A 15,258-nucleotide genomic window follows, 5' to 3' on the forward strand; every position below is an offset into this window, starting at 1 on the left:
CTGACAGGGCGGCCCCCCGCGGAACGCGGCCACGACGCCCCGTCTCCTTCCTGTGAGAGGCGACGCGTCGTGGCCGCCTCGCGTTCCGGGCGATCCCGCGGTCCGGCCACGGAGCGCCTGCGAGGGTCCCCGTAGCGTGTTTGTGAGCTGGGTTATATTTCGACACAGCTGCGGCGGGCCTTCGGGCGCTGACGTGCGAGGCTGCCGGATTCCCGGCTGTCCGGCTCCTACTCACGGATGGGTGAAACGGCATGACTGAATTCGAGGACAAGCTTGCGCAAGTGGCTCGGCGAGCCCGCGACTACGCAAGCTCCCTGGACACGGAAGAGGCGACGAAGAACGCGCTCGTCATGCCATTCATCTCGCAGGTGTTGGGCTACGACGTGTTCGATCCCCAGGAGGTCGTCCCGGAGTTCGTCGCAGATCTGGGCCTGAAGAAGGGGGAGAAGATCGACTACGCCATCATGCGGGAGGGGAAGGTCAACATCCTCGTGGAGGCCAAGAAGGTCGGCTCGGAGCTGTCCCTGGCGCACGCGAGCCAGCTGGTGCGCTACTTCCACACCAGTGAAGCGCGGATCGGCGTGCTCACCAACGGGCGGGTGTGGAACTTCTACACGGACCTCGACAAGGCCAACATCCTCGACGAGCGTCCGTTCCTCGTCCTCGATCTTCTGGACATCGACCCGGTCACCGTGCCGAAGCTCGAGCAGCTGGCGAAGGGATCCTTCGATCTCGACTCGGTCATCGCCGCAGCCGAGGAGCTGAAGTACGTATCGGCCATCAAGCGCGAGATTTCTGCCGAGATGGCTGCGCCGAGCGATGAGTTGGTGAAGGTCCTCGCCAAGCGCGTGTACTCCGGGTACATGAACGCCAAGGCGGTGGAGACCTTCACCCGGCTCACCGAGGAGGCTGCGCGCCAGTACATCAACGATCGCGTCAACGCGCGGCTGAAGACTGCCCTGGGCGACCAGGTCGCTCCGGTACTGGCGGCTCCCGCTGAGCCCGTGGCCACCGGCGATCAGACGGTCCTGTCCGACGAGGAGAACGGTCAGGAGGGCCAGCTCAAGCCGGGCGTGGTGACGACCGAAGAGGAGATCGAGGGTTTCCGCATCATCAAGGCGATTCTCGCCGGAATCGTGCCGATGAACCGCGTCTACATGCGCGACGCAGCCTCGTACTGCAGCGTCATCCTGGACGACAACAATCGGAAGCCGATCGCGCGCCTTCACTTCGACGGGAAGGTGAAATATCTGGTGCTGTTCGATGCGGACAAGAACAGGACGCGGGCCGACCTCGAGAACTTGGAGGACATCTACGAATCCGCCGAGGCACTGCGGAGCGTCGTCAGCTCCTACGTCGGGGCCTGAGCGGACTCTGACCCGCCTACTGACCGGATCCGGCCCGCGGGCGGGCAGGACTGTGCCCCGCCGCCGTCGATGCGCCACCCTGGTGCGCACGCCCCGGTGGGACAGACCCGCCGGGCGCCGACCCGAGAGGACGTCATGACCCATCACGAGCGCGACGACCGCCAGGCCCTGGCCGCCGGCGAGACCTACCTGATCCACGTGCTGGAGACCTCCGACCCGCCCGGCAACCCGGACCACTACCGGATCACGGACGCGGTCGAGGCCCACCACGCGTCCACCGGCTCCTACGACGTCGAGGCCGGCGGCCTGGACGCCGCCCGCGAGCTGCTCGCCCGCCACGCCAAGTGAGCGACCGGGGCTGAGACGTCCGGCCGGGCCGCGCCTCACGCGCCCGGCCGGAGCCTCATCCCCAGCACGGTGCGCGCCTCGAGCCCCAGAGCCGCGCGGGCCTCGGGCGCGCCGGTGCGGTCCTCGCCCACCACGGTCATCCCGATCCGCTCGGCCACCCGGCGCGAGGCCGTGTTCTCCGGGTGGATGATCGCCACGAGCTCGTGGTGCCCCAGCACGTCCCGGGCGTGGTCCCGGCAGGCGGCGGCCGCTTCGGTGGCGTAGCCGCGCCCCCACAGGTCGGCCCGCACGTGGTAGCCGACCTCCAGGCGAGGCTCCCCGTTGACCTCCTGCCACGTCAGGCCGCAGTCGCCCACGAAGCCGGGCCCGCCGTCGTCGTGGGTCTCGATGATCCACAGCCCGTGCCCGTCCTGCGCGTACCGGCGCCGGTTGCCCGCGATCCACGCCGCCGCCTCCGCGCGCGTGCGCGGGGCGGGGTAGAAGCGCATCACCACGGGATCGGCGAGGAGGCCGGCCAGGTGGTCGAGGTCGGCGTCGGCCATCTCGCGGAAGCGCAGACGGGCGGTGGGGGCGGGCGGCATGCGCCCAGGCTAGCGGCGGGCGGATGCGCCCCGCCTCTTGTCTGCGCGGGGCCGGGCTGGTCGACTGTGCCCATGCCGCATTCCCTCTCCCTGCGCCCGTTGCGGGTGGATGACGCCGAGGCCATGGCCGCGGTCCTCGCCGACCCGGACCTGTACACGTACACCGGCGGGACGCCGCCGGGCGAGGAGGAGCTGCGGCAGCGGTACGCGATCCTCGCGCGCGGTCGCTCCGAGGACGGCGCGGAGGACTGGGCCAACTGGATCGTGGTGCTGGAGCCGGAGGGCCGGCCGGTCGGCTACGTCCAGGCCACCATCCCCGTGGACGGGGGACCCACGCAGATCGCCTGGCTGATCGGCACGCCGTGGCAGGGCCGCGGGCTGGCGAAGGAGGCCGCCGGCCTCCTCAAGGGCGAGCTGCGGGACCGGGGGGTGCGGCGCCTCGTGGCGGATGTCCACCCCGAGCACACGGCCTCCCAGCGGGTCGCCCAGGCGATCGGCCTGGCGCCGACGGACGAGGTCGTGGACGGGGAGGTCCGCTGGGCCGGGTCCGTGGACGACGGCGGCGGCCCGGTCACCGGCTGAGGCCGCGGCGCCGCTCCGGGTAGGAGCCGCCGAGCTCCACGCCCCGCTCGGCCAGGTAGGCCTCCGGGTCCACCGGCTCGCCGTCCACGCGCAGCTCCAGGTGCAGGTGCACGCCGGTGGCGGCGCCGGTCTGCCCGACGCCGGCCAGGTGGTCCCCGGCGGAGACGCGCTGGCCCGCGTCCACCACGGTGGAGTCCGGGGCGGCGTGCAGGTAGCGCCACACGTGGCCGTCCCCGGCGTCCACGGCGAGCAGGTTGCCGCCCGCGTCCCCGCCGGCCTCCACGAATAGGACTCGGCCGTCGGACACCGAGTGGAAGGGCGTGCCCTCCGGCACCCCGCCGAGGTCCACGCCGTCGTGGCGGGTCAGGGCCTCCTCGGACACCCCCGAGGGCACCACGCCCTCGCCGAACGGGTTGGGGCGGGGCCCGAAGCGGGAGGTCACGCGGCCCTGCACGGGCTCGGCGTACCCCTGCGTGTTCACCGTGGGCGGGGCGGGGGTGAAGCCGCCGTTCCAGCGCCGCCGCTCGGCGCCCGCGCCGGCGTCGTCCCGGCCGGCCGGACCGAACGCGAGGACCAGCGCCAGGACGGTCGCGATCAGGGCCAGCGCCCCCACTGCGGCCAGCACGCCCCCGGCCACACCGCTGCCCGGGGAGCCGGCGCCGGGGGTCGGGGTGGTCATCCCCTCAGTCTGTCATGCAGGGTCGGGACGGCCCCGGCCTTCGCCCACGGCATCCCGGCCCGCCACCAGCTCCCGCCCGCGCTCGTAGTCCTCGTCCGCGTTGTAGGTCAGCACGCCCACCACGCGGTCCTGCGCGTCCGTGTACCAGAGAGTGAACCCGCCGGTGCGCTCCACCATGCGGGCCTGCTCGTGGCCGTCGCCCCACGCGGCGTGCTTGAGCGTGTGCTCGCCGATGGTGCTCCAGAACCCGGGCACGGCCTCCCACCGCCGCAGGGACTCCGGGTCCGCCGTCGCCGCGTGGGCCAGCACGGAGGCCTGGCCGGCGCCGCCCGGCACGCCGACCTCGGTGCGGGCCGCGTTGTGCCCGGCGACCTCGCCCATGCCGAGGGCGTCGCCCCAGTGCTCCACGGGGATCGGCCGGCCGGCCACGGCGTGGTGGGCGCGGGCCACGTCCCCGGCCACCCACACGCCCGGCGCCGCCGCCAGGTGCTCGTCCGCCACGATCCGCCCCTCGTGCATGGTCAGCTCGGAGTCCTCGAGCCACCCGCCCCCCGGCTCGACCCCCACCGCGGCGAGGATCAGGTCCGGGGCGAGCGTGGCGCCGTCGTCGAGGTGGACGGTGCGCGGGGCGCGCACCTGCCCCACCCGCACGCCGGTGCGCAGCTCGACGCCGGCGCCGATCAGCCACTGCGCGATCCGATCGCCCGCCTCGCGGCCGAGCCGCTTCTGCTGCGGCACCTCGTCCGGGGTGACCAGCGTGGTGGCCACCCCGCGCAGGGCCAGGGAGGCGGCCGCCTCGCAGCCGATGAACCCCGAGCCGATCACGACGGCGGAGCGCGCGTGCCCGGCGGAGGCCACCAGGCGGCGGGCGTGGTCGAGAGAGCGCAGCAGGTGCACCTCGGCGTCGTCGTCCGCGACGGGCAGGGGCTTCGGGTGCGCGCCGAGGGCGAGGATCAGGCGCTCGAAGCGGACCGGCTCCTCGCCGACCCGCAGCGTCCGCGCGGCGAGGTCCGCGCCGGTGACGGTGGTGCCGCGGCGCAGCTCGACGCCGTCCGGCAGCTCCTCCCCGGCGATCGGCGTGCCCTCGGGGGCCGCCATGCCGCGCAGCAGCTCCTTGGACAGCGGCGGACGCTCATAGGGGTGGTCCACGTCCGAGGTGAGCATGAGGACGGGGCCGGGTCCCCCGGCGTCGAGGTAGGCGCGGGCGGCGCTGGCGCCGGCGGGGCCGCTGCCCACGATCACGAGCGGGTACGGGGTGGAGCTGTGCTGGGCCATACGGCCAGCATGCGCACCCGTCACGGGCGGGCGCCAGGGCCGACGGGCACCCCCGGCTCCGGCATACTGCCCGCATGGACCCCTCCCTGGTGTGGCTGCCGGCCGTCGTCGCGCTGGCCGCGATCACCCTGGGCGGCACGCTCCAGCGGGTGAGCGGAATGGGTGTGGGCATGATCGCCGCACCCACGCTGTCCCTGCTCCTGGGCCCGGTGGCGGGGGTGACGCTGTCCAACGTGGCCGCCTCGGTGTCCGCGGTGCTGCTGTTCGCGATGCTGCACCGGCATGTGGACTGGCCGCGCTTCGTCCGCCTCGCGCCGTTGCTCGTGACCGGCTCGTTCGCGGGGGCGTGGGCCGTGCGGGTCCTGGACGCCCACGCACTCGAGATCCTCCTGGGGTCCTCCGTGCTGGTGGCCGTGGCCGCCGTCCTGGGCCTGCAGCAGCGCTTCACCGCCCAGGGGGACGGGGCCGTGTTCGCCTCCGGCGCCGTCGCCGGGTTCATGAACACCACCGCGGGCATCGCCGGGCCGGCGCTCGCGGTCTACGCGGTGGCGAGCCGGTGGGACCAGCGCTCGTGGGCGGCCACCCTCCAGCCCGTGTTTCTGCTGGCCAATCTCACCTCGCTGGTCACGAAGTCGCTGTTCGGAGCGGCCGTGCCCGCGGGGCTGCACGTGCCGTGGCCGGTGTGGGTCGCCGTGGTGGCGGGCGGTCCGCTGGGTGTGCTGCTCGGTTCGGCGGTGGCCCGCCGGGTGGACCCCGCGAAGGCGCGCGTCCTCGCGATCTGCCTGGCCGGCGTCGGGGGCACGGTGGCGCTGGTGCGCGGTGTGGCCGGCACCCTGGGCTGAGGCGGGGCCGGCGCGCAGGCGTCAGGGCAGGAGGGAGCGCACGGCCGCGGCCAGCGTGTCCCGCACGTCGTCCACCGTCAGGTCCTCCGGGGCCAGGTGCCGCTCGACCGACAGCGTGTGCACGAGCATCACGAGCATGGCCGCAGTGTGCGTGACCTGCTCGTCCGGGACGTCGGCCAGCACGCGGTGCTCGCGCAGCAGGCCGGCCAGGAAGTCCCGCCGCCGGACGGTCAGCGTCCGGTAGGCTCTCCCCACGGCGGGCTCGCGCAGGCCCACGGCCTGGAACTCGTGGAGGAGCAGGGGCCAGGAGCCCGTGGTCTCGAGCACGACGTCGGCCAGGGCCTCCGCCACGCGGGCCACCAGGTCCTCGCGCGGCAGGTCGGGGTCGTCCAGGGCGTCGGCGACGCCGTCCATGGCTCGGGTGGTCGCCCGCTCGAACTGGACGGTGCAGGCGGCGGCGAAGAGGTCCGGCTTCCCCGCGAAACCGGAATAGACGGCGCCCTTCGTGTAGCCGGCCTCCGCCGCGATGCGGGCGAGGGAGGAGCGCGCGTAACCCTCCCGTCCGAACACCCGAGCCGCGTGGTCGAGGATGGCCGCGCGGACATCCTCGCGGCGGGGTCGGGTCGCCATGTTGCCCTCTCGATGCCGATGGTATTGAATACCGATGGTATTGAATCCGCCTCGACTCGGCAAAGAGGGCCCATGTCTTCCACTCCCACCGACGCCGATCACCATGGCCCCGGGCCCGCCCCCGACCCGGCGCACCTCGACGACCTCCCGCCCGCCACCCTCGTGGCGCGCGGTCTGACCCTGCGCGGCAGTCGCGGGCCGGTGTTCGGCCCCCTCGACCTCGTGCTGCCCCCGCAGACCCACCTGGCCGTGCTCGGAACCCAGGGCTCGGGCCGCTCGGCCCTGCTGCTCGCCCTCACGGGGCGCCTGCAGGGCGTGCGGGGCGAGCTCGTGCTCACCGGCGGCCCCGTGGACGTCGCACTGGACGGGCCGGAGCGGCCCGCCGCCCGCGCGTACCGGCCCCCGATCGACGCCGCGCGCCACCCGCACGCCCTGCGCGCCCGCACCGCCATCGCCCACACCACCGACGTGGTGGAGCTCGAGCCGGCGCTGACCGCGGCCGAGGTCGTGGACGAGCGCTGTCTCACCGACGGCGTGCGCCGCCGCGCCGGCCGCGCACGCTTCGCCCTCCTCGCCGACGCGGTGAGGCTGACCGTGGCGCCGGAGGCCGTCGTCGGGGAGCTGTCCGCGCCCGATCGCGCGCTGCTGGCCGCCGTCGTCGCCTGCCTGCGCCCGGCCCGCCTCGTCACCTTCGACGACGTGGACGCCACCCTGACCCTCGATGAGCTGGCCGCGCTCCACGCGGCCCTGGACGTCCTCAAGGACCACGGCCACCCGTTCGCGGTGAGCGCCGTGGCCTCCGCGCCCGTGCCGCGTGACGCCGTCGTCCTCACCCTGTCCCCCGTCCGGGAGAACTGATGCTGTTCCGCTACGAGCTGCGACGCTTCCGCCGTGGCCTGCCCCTGCTCGCCCTGCTGTTCATCTTCCTCGTCCCCGCCATCTACGGCGCCCTGTACCTGTCCGCGAACTGGGACCCCTACGGGGCCATGGACCGTCTGCCGGTGGCGATCGTCAACGAGGACGAGCCCGTCCAGCGCGGTGACACCACGCTGCGCACCGGCGCGGACATGACCGAACGCCTCAAGGACGACCGCGCCTTCGACTGGCGCGAGACCACGCGGGAGGAGGCCGAGGAGGGACTGCGGGAGGGCCGGTACTACCTCGTCCTGGAGATCCCCGCCGAGCTCAGTCGTGACCTCGTCAGCCCCGAGGGCGGCGGGACACCGCGGCAGGCGCAGATCACCCTGCGCCGAGACGACGCCAACGGCTTCGTGATCGGCTCCGTCACGAACGCGAGCCAGGCCAAGGTCGAGGCCGCCGTGAACCGGTCCGCGATCGAGGCGTACTTCGAGGCCGTCTTCGCCAGCCTCGGCGAGCTGCGGTCGGGCATGGTGGACGCCGCCGACGGTGCCGCGCAGCTGGCCGACGGCACGGCCTCCGCGGTGGACGGCGCGAGCCGGCTGGAGGACGGGATCGTCCAGGCCCACGACGGCTCGGGCAAGCTGGCCGAGGGCGCGGGCCAGCTCGCCACGGGTGCCGGTGACCTCGCGGACGGCGCCGCCCAGGCCGACGACGGCGCCCAGCGACTCGCCGAGGGCGCCGCGTCCGCGCAGGACGGGGCCGGGCGCCTGGCCGACGGGCTCGACCAGGCGCGCGGGGGCTCCCAGGCCCTCGCCGACGGTGCCGGGCAGCTCGCCGAGAACGCCCCCGCCCTGCGTCAGGGCGCCACGGACCTCTCCGACGGGCTGGCCCAGCTGCAGACCGGATCGGCCGAGCTCACCGACGGCGCCACGCAGGTGGCCGACGGCACCCAGCAGCTCTACGACACGGTGATCCCCGGCCTGGACCAGGTGATCGAGCGGCAGGACGCGGTGGCCGCCGACGTCGCCGCGGTGGACGAGGACGTCCAGCGGGTCGCCGAGGTGGCCGGCACGGCCGAGGACGGCGCGGGCGCCCGCATCGCCGACGCGCAGGCCGCCCTGGCCGAGCTCGCCGAAGAGGACCCGACGCTCGCCGAGTCCGAGCAGTACGCCGCGCTCCAGGAGGCGCTCACCGGCGCGGACGAGCGGGTGACCGCCGTCGCCGGCCGCGCCGAGGAGGCCGCCGCGACCTCCGCGGCCGCCAACGAGCGCGTCCAGGGCTTCGTCGAGGACGACGTCGCCGCCTCCGCCAAGGCGGATCTGACGGACCTCAACGACGGCGCCCACGCCGTGGCCGCGGGCGCCGAGAAGCTGCAGGGCGGGATCGGTGAGGCGAAGGACGGGGCCGACTCCCTCGCCGACGGCGCCGGGAAGTTCGCGGACGGCCTCGAGCAGCTGGGCTCCGGCGCGACCGAGCTCGACGGCGGCCTGGCCCAGCTCCAGGACGGCGCCGGGGAGCTGCAGTCCGGCCTCGGCGAGCTGACGGACGGGGCGACCACCCTCGCCGAGGGCAACGCCGCGCTCCACGACGGGGCGCTGACCCTGCAGGACGGTGCGGGCCAGCTGGAGTCCGGCGCCACCGAGCTCGACGACGGCCTGGCCCAGCTCCAGGACGGCGCCGGGGAGCTGCACACCGGCCTCGGCACCCTCGACGACGGCGCCCACGAGCTCGCCTCCGGGCTCTCCGACGGCGTCGACCGCGTCCCCGCCCTGACCGAGGACGAGCGGGACGAGGCCGCCCTGGTGATGTCCCGGCCGGTGGAGGCCGTGATGCAGGTGGACAACTCCGCGGAGGTCTACGGCCGCGGCATGGCGCCGATGTTCTTCTCCATCGCGCTGTGGGTGTTCGGCATCGCCGCGTTCAACATCATGCGGCCCATCAGCGGGCGGCTGCTGGCCGGGCGCCGCAACCCGGTGGCGATCGCGCTGGCCGCGTGGCTGCCCGTGGGCATCGTGGCCGTGGGCGGCGGCCTGCTCATGCTGGCCGCCACGCTGCCGCTGGGCCTGGCCCCCGTCCACCCGGTGCGGGCCGTGGCCCTGACGGTGCTCGTGGCCGTGGTGTTCTCCCTCATCGCGCACCTGGTGCAGACGGCGCTCGGCACCCCCGGTTCGGCGCTGCTGCTGGTCCTGCTGATCCTGCAGCTGGCCTCCACCGGCGGCACCTACCCGGCCGAGGTGCTGCCCGGCTTCTTCCAGGCGCTGCACCCGTTCATGCCGATGAGCTACTCCATCGAGGCGTTCCGCAACGCGATCTCCGGCGGTCTGGACCAGCGCTTCTGGGTGCCGGTGGTCGTGCTGATGGGCATCGGGGCGGCGGCGCTCGCCCTGGACGTGCTCGTGGTGCGGCGCCGGCGCCGGTTCCGCATGAAGGACCTGCACCCCGCGCTGCAGGCCTGAGCGGGGATGACTTCCGCACCCCGCGCCGCCGTCGTCCGTCCGGCCCGCCCCGAGGACGCGCCCGCGATCGCCGCGATCGCCGCGGCCACCTTCCCGGACGCCTCCCCGGCCTCGCTGCCGCGTGCCGCGGTGGACGCGCACATCGCGCTGCACCTGAGCGAGGCGGCCGTGGCCGCGTGGATCGCGGACCCGGAGCGGATCGTGCTCGTGGGCGCCGCGGCCGACGCCCCGGAGACCCTGCTCGGCTACGCCATGTACGAGACCGCCGCGACCCCCGAGGCACCCGTCACGGAGCGGCTCGGCGACGTGCCGGCCGGCCACCTCTCGAAGCTGTACGTGCTCGCCGAGGGGCGCGGCACCGGGCTGGCCGAGGCCCTCGTGCACGACGGCGTCGAGCGGCTGCGGCGGCTGGGGTTCCGGCACGTGTGGCTCGGCACGAACGCGCAGAACGCACGGGCCAACCGGTTCTACGAGCGCCTCGGCTTCGAGACGGTCGGGGCGCGGCAGTTCGTGGTCGGCGGGGAGCGGGTCGAGGACGACTGGGTGCGGCTGCTGACGGTGGCGTGAGCCGGTCGCCGCTCAGCAGGCCTCCGGGCCGTCCGGGTCCTCGTCGGGATCGATCCACGCCGACGGGTGGTAGTGCACCGCGGCGAGCCCGTCGTCGTCGGCCAGGTGCGTCTGCGCCTCGGGCACGGAGTCCGTGTTCTGCCCGGCCACCGCCTCCCACGTCCCCGCCTCGGTGCGGTGCACCACGAGCAGCAGGACGCCGGTGCGCTCGCCGGCCTCGTCGCCGTCGGGCGCGGTCTGCCCCGTCATGGTCCACGGCGCGTGCACCACTGCCACGTCCCCGAGCTCCCGCACCCGCACGCGCCCGAGCTCGAGCCGCGAGTGCGGGAACATCCAGCGGAAGCCGAGCGCGTGGTTCACCCGGATCTGCCGACGCCGCCTCCACCACACGCCCACCACGTTCACGAAGTCCGCGTCCTCGGCGAACAGCTCGGCGAGCGCGTCGGCGTCGGCGGCGTTCCAGGCGGCCGCGAAGGCTTCGGCCACCGCGGCGGGGCCGGTCGGTCGGGCCGCGACGTCGGCGGTGGGGTCCGCGGGGGACATGGCTGCTCCTGGATCGGGGAAGGGCGGGTTCAGCGGGCGGGTCCGTAGGCCAGCGTCAGCACGACGGCGGCGAACAGCACCGCCATCACGGCCAGGACCGTGAGCACGGCGCGCAGGGCCGCACGCGTGCGCGGGTCGGCCGGGGGCGGTGCATCCGGACGTCGGGTCACGCTCGCCAGTGTGGCACGCGGCACGGCGCGAGGGGCGCGTGCGTCGGCGCGCGTCGAAGGCGCCTCCCAGCCGGGGCTCAGTCGACGCTGAAGCTGCGGATGTGGTTGCTGAACACGAAGCGGTCGAACACGGTCCGCGCCGAGCTCGGGTCGTCCGCGTGACCACTCTGGGCCGTCTACGGCGGATCGAGCCCCGCCGCCGGCCGGCCTCCCATGCCCGGCCGGTTCCCACCTCCGCCCGCCCGCCCGGCAGGGGTGGTCCCGGGCCGGGCGGCCTTGGGATGATGGGTGCCCCCGGAGAAAGGTGCCCGATGCCCCCGCCCGTGCCGCAGCCGACCCGCCGACAGATGCTCCTGGCCGGTTCCGCCCTGCTCGGATCGGGACTGCTGGCCGCCTGCGGGCAGGACGGGGAGGACGCGGCGTCGTCGTCCGTGCCGACCTCGTCCGCGCCCACCTCCGCCGCCCCCGCTGGTCCGCCGCCCGCCGGCGAACCGGTGGCCTGGTCGGACGTGGCCCGGGTTCCGCACCTGTTCTTCCACTCCCTCGTGGTGGACCCGGCCCGCGCCTTCGACGGCGACGACAAGGCCGGCGGCTATCTGGACTTCATGGTCACGGTGGACGAGTTCGACGCCGTCATCCGGCAGGTCTACGAGCGCGGTTACGTGCTGGTCTCCCCGCACGAGCTGTACGAGGTGGGGGAGGACGACGTCGTGCGCCCGAAGACCCTCATGGTCCCCGAGGGCCGGACCCCGCTGATCCTCTCCCTGGACGACTGCTCGTACTACCTCTACATGGACGGCGACGGCTTCGCGGACCGCCTGATCGTGGCCGAGGACGGCCGCGTCCGCAACGAGTACACGGACGCCGAGGGCACCACGCACGTCGGGGCGTTCGACGTCGTCCCGCGCCTGGACGACTTCCTCGCCGAGCACCCGGACTTCAGCCTCAACGGCGCCCGCGGCGTGCTGGCCATGACCGGCTACGACGGCGTGTTCGGCTACCGCACCTCGGCCCGCGAGTTCGGGGACAGCCCCACGTTCGACGCCGACGTCGCGGCCGCCACCGAGGTCGCCGACGCGCTCAAGGACAGCGGCTGGGAGTTCGCCTCCCACACGTGGGGCCACCGGACGGTGCCGAAGCTGACCATGGAGGAGCTCGAGTTCGACATGAGGCACTGGCACGAGGAGGTCGAGCCGATCCTCGGCCCCACGGACATGCTCATCTACCCGTTCGGCGCGGACGTCACCGGGCCCGGCAAGTACACGGAGGACAACGAGCGGTACCGCTACTTCCGCGAGCTCGGCTACCGCTCCTTCTTCCTCGTGGACGGCACCTCCAAGGCGTGGGGCCAGCTCGAGCCCGGCTACTACCGCGGCTCGCGCATCAACGTGGACGGCATCAGCCTCGCCGCGGCCGTCTCGGGCGAGCGGCCCGTGCTGGAGGAGTTCTTCGACCCCCGGTCCGTCCTGGACCCGGCCCGCCCCGAGTCCATCCGCGGCCCGAAGAAGCCGAGCCCGGCGCCGTCGTCGCCCGCCGCGGCCCCGAGAACCCCGCGACCCTGAGGAGAGCACCATGTCCATCCCCGCCACCGAGGTCGAGGCCCGCTGGAACGCGGCCGCCGAGCCGTTCACCGCCGTCGTCCGGGAGGTGCGGGACTGGGACGCCGCCACCCCGTGTGAGGGCTGGGACGCGCTGGACCTGCTGGACCACGTGATCGCCGGCCAGCGCGACTTCGCCGCCCGCCAGGGCCGGGAGGTGCCCCTCTTCGACGGGTCCCGCCAGCAGCTGGCCACCCAGTGGGCCAAGCACGCCGCCGCCATGTCCGCCCTCGCCGGTGACGAGGAGTTCATCATGCGGCCCATGAAGACCGCGCGCGGGGAGATGCCCGTGGGCGAGGCGTTGATCCGCTTCCACGCGTTCGACGTGATCGTGCACCGTTGGGACCTGGCCCGCTCGCAGGGCGTGGACGCGCGGTTCACGGACGCGGAGATCGACTGCGTGGAGGAGTCGCTGGAACTGTTCGGCGACGCCGCCTACACGCCCGGCATCCTGGGCGAGCCCGTCCCCGTGGCCGACGACGCCGACCGGCAGACCCGCCTGCTCGGTCGCCTGGGCCGTCGGGGCTGAGACCAGGGCAGGACCCGTCCCCGCACCCCAGGAGGCACCGTGAGCGAGTCCACCGGTTTCAGCGCCGCGGAGCAGGCCGCGATCGCCGAGCGCGCGCAGGAGCTGCGCGCCCAGCGCGGCGGCAGGAAGAAGGCCGACGCCCTGCAGGACCTGCTGGTGAAGATCGAGGAGATGCCCGAGCAGGACCGCGCCATGGCGGTGGGGGTGCACCGGATCGTCACGGAGGCGGCCCCGGAGCTCGAACCCCGCACCTGGTACGGCATGCCCGCCTACGCGCGCGGCACGGACGTGCTCGTGTTCCTGCAGGTCAGCAGCAAGTTCGGCGTGCGGTACACAACCCTCGGCTGACGTCCGGCGCAGAGTGGTCACGACACGCCGCGTCGCGCACGCGGAGACGGCGTGTCCTGACCACTCCGCGGGCTTTCCGGCCCCTCCGAGCCCGCCGGCCCCTCCGCGGCCCGGGCTGCCCGTCGCCAGCGCCGCACCGCCCACAGGGTCAGACCGCCCACGGCGAGCCAGCCCACCCCGAGCAGCACGCCGTTCACGACGCCCGGGCGCACCGCGAACGCCCCCATCGCCACGAGGGAGAGCTGCCCGGGGATCACGCCGACCGCGGTGGAGCCGGCGAAGATCCCCAGCGGCACGGCGAGCGCGCCCGCCCCGTAGTTCACGGGCCAGTACGGCAGCCCCGGGGCGACGCGCAGGGCCAGCAGGGCGAGGAACCCGGTGTCCTCGAGCCGCCGCTCCACGGTCTCGGCGTGGCGGCCGAGCCCGCGCAGGACCACCTCGCGTCCGACCGCGCGCGCGATGCCGTACGCCCCGAGCGAGCCCAGCAGGGCTCCGACGACGGACAGCACCGTCCCCTCGATCGCGCCGAAGAGCACACCGGCGGTGACCGCCATGATCGTCACGGGGATGGGGGTGAGCGCCACGGCCGCGTACAGCACGGTGAACGCCAGCCAGCTCCACCAGCCGAAGCCGTCCAGCTGGGCGCGCAGCTCGTCCACGCCGGGCAGGCGCACGGTGAGTGCCAGCCACACGAACGCCGCCACCACGAGGACGAGGGCGGCGGTGCGCAGGATCGACACCCCGCGGTGCCCTGTGCGGGCGGGCAGGGTGGAGGCGGCGCCGGAGTCGCGCGGCGGCACGGCGGTGGAGGGCATCGGCTCAGGCTACCGGCAGCCGCTCCCTCCGCATGTCCTCCCTGGCCTGCGGTCACGCCCTGCTCTGCTTTGCTGGATCACACGCGTGTGACTCATCCACACCTGTGGACAACTCTGTGGAGAACCCTGTGCACGCGGCCCGCCGGGTGTGGACGGAGGGGCTCAGACGGTGGACGCGCCGGGCGCGTCGTCACCCGGCCGCGCCTCGCCCGGCCCCGCCGCCGGCTCGTCCTCGAAGACGGGACCGCCGTCGTCCTCCCAGGCCGCGGCGGCGTCGTCGTCCCTGTCGGTCTCCTGCACCTGGTCGTGCAGGCGCTCCATGCGGGTGTCCAGGTCCGCAGCCACGCGGGCGGCGGCCACGAGCTCGGTCGCGATGTCCGGGGGCACGCCGCCGTCGAACTTGTAGTTGATCTTGTGCTCGAGCGTGGCCCAGAAGTCCATGGCGCTCGTGCGGAACTGCATCTCCACGGTCACCGGGATCGTGCCGGTGGACAGGTGGATCGGCACCTGCACGAGGCAGTGCAGGCTGCGGTAGCCCGAGGGCTTGGGCCGGGAGATGTAGTCCTCCACCTCGAGCACCCGGATGTCCGGCTGCTGCGTGAACTGGCGGAACACGCGGTACACGTCCCGGGCGAAGCTGACGATCACGCGCGCCCCGGCGATGTCCGTGACGTTGGTGCGCAGCGCGTCCAGGTCCAGGGACAGCCCGCGGGCGGAGGCCTTGCGCAGGATCGACTCCGGCGACTTCACCCGCGTGACGATGTGCTCGATGGGGTTGTAGTCGTGCAGGTGCGTGAACTCGTCCCGCAGCACCTCGAGCCGCGCCTCCACCTGGAGCAGGGCCGAGCGGTACTCGAGGTCGAAGCGCTCGACGTCTCGGCGCAGCCGCTCCAGCGCCCCTGACGCCGCGGGGGTGAGCTGCGTCAACTCGGACACGGGGGTGCCGCGCAGCGCCTCGACGTCCGCCGAGGGCGCGGGCGCGTCCGGGGAAGGGTCCTGCTCCATGGCCTCAGAGCCTACGGCGGGATCCTGCGAGACGGCAGGCCGTCCACAGGCCCGACGGCGGC

General features: G+C 74.2%; 18 protein-coding genes. 10 read left to right on the forward strand and 8 right to left on the reverse strand.

Features of this window, described 5'->3' with window-relative positions:
• Positions 1–251: 251 nt before the first annotated feature.
• Positions 252–1,367: a type I restriction endonuclease gene (locus tag ACFI33_RS02210; protein WP_036314529.1), complete on the forward strand. Its 1,116-nt coding sequence runs from the start codon at positions 252–254 to the stop codon at positions 1,365–1,367.
• 135 nt (positions 1,368–1,502) lie between these two features.
• Positions 1,503–1,715, forward strand: coding sequence for a hypothetical protein (locus tag ACFI33_RS02215; RefSeq protein ID WP_010079881.1), 213 nt, complete (start codon positions 1,503–1,505; stop codon positions 1,713–1,715).
• A gap of 35 nt (positions 1,716–1,750) precedes the next feature.
• Here the strand turns inward: ACFI33_RS02215 and ACFI33_RS02220 are convergent, their stop codons facing one another.
• Positions 1,751–2,296, reverse strand: a complete 546-nt coding sequence (locus tag ACFI33_RS02220) for a GNAT family N-acetyltransferase (RefSeq protein WP_020624710.1) — start codon at positions 2,294–2,296, stop codon at positions 1,751–1,753.
• A 72-nt stretch (positions 2,297–2,368) separates the two neighbouring features.
• On the opposite strand from ACFI33_RS02220, the gene ACFI33_RS02225 reads away from it, so the two are divergent.
• A complete protein-coding gene (locus ACFI33_RS02225; protein WP_044659331.1) occupies positions 2,369–2,878 on the forward strand; it encodes a GNAT family N-acetyltransferase in 510 nt (169 codons plus the stop codon).
• Here the strand turns inward: ACFI33_RS02225 and ACFI33_RS02230 are convergent.
• Both ACFI33_RS02230 and ACFI33_RS02235 read right to left on the reverse strand, forming a co-directional pair.
• Positions 2,868–3,557, reverse strand: coding sequence for a M23 family metallopeptidase (locus ACFI33_RS02230; RefSeq protein WP_020624712.1), 690 nt, complete (start codon positions 3,555–3,557; stop codon positions 2,868–2,870). The genes ACFI33_RS02225 and ACFI33_RS02230 overlap by 11 nt on opposite strands.
• A 12-nt stretch (positions 3,558–3,569) precedes the next feature.
• Positions 3,570–4,832: an NAD(P)/FAD-dependent oxidoreductase gene (locus ACFI33_RS02235; protein ID WP_020624713.1), complete on the reverse strand. Its 1,263-nt coding sequence runs from the start codon at positions 4,830–4,832 to the stop codon at positions 3,570–3,572.
• Between the two features lie 74 nt (positions 4,833–4,906).
• Here ACFI33_RS02235 and ACFI33_RS02240 point away from each other — a divergent pair, with 74 nt between their 5' ends.
• The gene (locus ACFI33_RS02240) at positions 4,907–5,674 is read left to right on the forward strand and encodes a sulfite exporter TauE/SafE family protein (RefSeq protein ID WP_036334454.1); all 768 of its coding nucleotides are present in this window, start codon (positions 4,907–4,909) and stop codon (positions 5,672–5,674) included.
• A 21-nt stretch (positions 5,675–5,695) separates the two neighbouring features.
• Here ACFI33_RS02240 and ACFI33_RS02245 read toward each other — a convergent pair whose 3' ends face one another.
• On the reverse strand, positions 5,696–6,304 hold the full coding sequence (locus tag ACFI33_RS02245) for a TetR/AcrR family transcriptional regulator (protein WP_002855450.1): 609 nt from the start codon (positions 6,302–6,304) through the stop codon (positions 5,696–5,698).
• Between the two features lie 72 nt (positions 6,305–6,376).
• Here ACFI33_RS02245 and ACFI33_RS02250 point away from each other — a divergent pair, with 72 nt between their 5' ends.
• The 3 genes from ACFI33_RS02250 to ACFI33_RS02260 are packed head-to-tail and all read left to right on the forward strand — an operon-like array spanning position 6,377 to position 10,188.
• Positions 6,377–7,162, forward strand: coding sequence for an ATP-binding cassette domain-containing protein (locus ACFI33_RS02250; protein ID WP_060974346.1), 786 nt, complete (start codon positions 6,377–6,379; stop codon positions 7,160–7,162).
• Positions 7,162–9,621 (forward strand): YhgE/Pip family protein, encoded by a 2,460-nt coding sequence (locus ACFI33_RS02255; RefSeq protein ID WP_060974347.1) that lies wholly within the window; start codon positions 7,162–7,164, stop codon positions 9,619–9,621. The genes ACFI33_RS02250 and ACFI33_RS02255 overlap by 1 nt, the downstream gene beginning before the upstream one ends.
• A 6-nt stretch (positions 9,622–9,627) precedes the next feature.
• Positions 9,628–10,188 carry a GNAT family N-acetyltransferase gene (locus ACFI33_RS02260; RefSeq protein WP_127445850.1) on the forward strand — a complete coding sequence of 187 codons (561 nt, stop codon included), beginning with the start codon at positions 9,628–9,630 and terminating at the stop codon, positions 10,186–10,188.
• 12 nt (positions 10,189–10,200) lie between these two features.
• Here ACFI33_RS02260 and ACFI33_RS02265 read toward each other — a convergent pair whose 3' ends face one another.
• Together ACFI33_RS02265 and ACFI33_RS02270 are read right to left on the reverse strand one after the other, a co-directional pair.
• Complete coding sequence (locus ACFI33_RS02265) at positions 10,201–10,731, reverse strand: SgcJ/EcaC family oxidoreductase (RefSeq protein ID WP_036314517.1); 531 nt, start codon at positions 10,729–10,731, stop codon at positions 10,201–10,203.
• 29 nt (positions 10,732–10,760) lie between these two features.
• Positions 10,761–10,901: a hypothetical protein gene (locus ACFI33_RS02270; RefSeq protein WP_017488522.1), complete on the reverse strand. Its 141-nt coding sequence runs from the start codon at positions 10,899–10,901 to the stop codon at positions 10,761–10,763.
• Between the two features lie 311 nt (positions 10,902–11,212).
• Here ACFI33_RS02270 and ACFI33_RS02275 point away from each other — a divergent pair, with 311 nt between their 5' ends.
• The 3 genes from ACFI33_RS02275 to ACFI33_RS02285 are packed head-to-tail and all read left to right on the forward strand — an operon-like array spanning position 11,213 to position 13,376.
• Positions 11,213–12,463: a polysaccharide deacetylase family protein gene (locus ACFI33_RS02275; RefSeq protein ID WP_036314515.1), complete on the forward strand. Its 1,251-nt coding sequence runs from the start codon at positions 11,213–11,215 to the stop codon at positions 12,461–12,463.
• Between the two features lie 10 nt (positions 12,464–12,473).
• A complete protein-coding gene (locus ACFI33_RS02280) occupies positions 12,474–13,028 on the forward strand; it encodes a TIGR03086 family metal-binding protein (protein ID WP_036314513.1) in 555 nt (184 codons plus the stop codon).
• Positions 13,029–13,067: 39 nt separating this feature from the next.
• On the forward strand, positions 13,068–13,376 hold the full coding sequence (locus ACFI33_RS02285; protein WP_036314546.1) for a hypothetical protein: 309 nt from the start codon (positions 13,068–13,070) through the stop codon (positions 13,374–13,376).
• A 17-nt stretch (positions 13,377–13,393) separates the two neighbouring features.
• Here ACFI33_RS02285 and ACFI33_RS02290 read toward each other — a convergent pair whose 3' ends face one another.
• Both ACFI33_RS02290 and ACFI33_RS02295 read right to left on the reverse strand, forming a co-directional pair.
• Positions 13,394–14,191 (reverse strand): TVP38/TMEM64 family protein, encoded by a 798-nt coding sequence (locus ACFI33_RS02290; RefSeq protein WP_020624722.1) that lies wholly within the window; start codon positions 14,189–14,191, stop codon positions 13,394–13,396.
• Between the two features lie 162 nt (positions 14,192–14,353).
• Positions 14,354–15,196, reverse strand: coding sequence for a GTP pyrophosphokinase (locus ACFI33_RS02295; protein WP_036314511.1), 843 nt, complete (start codon positions 15,194–15,196; stop codon positions 14,354–14,356).
• Positions 15,197–15,258: the final 62 nt, after the last annotated feature.

It is taken from the genome of Micrococcus sp. PSi08, assembly GCF_054960655.1.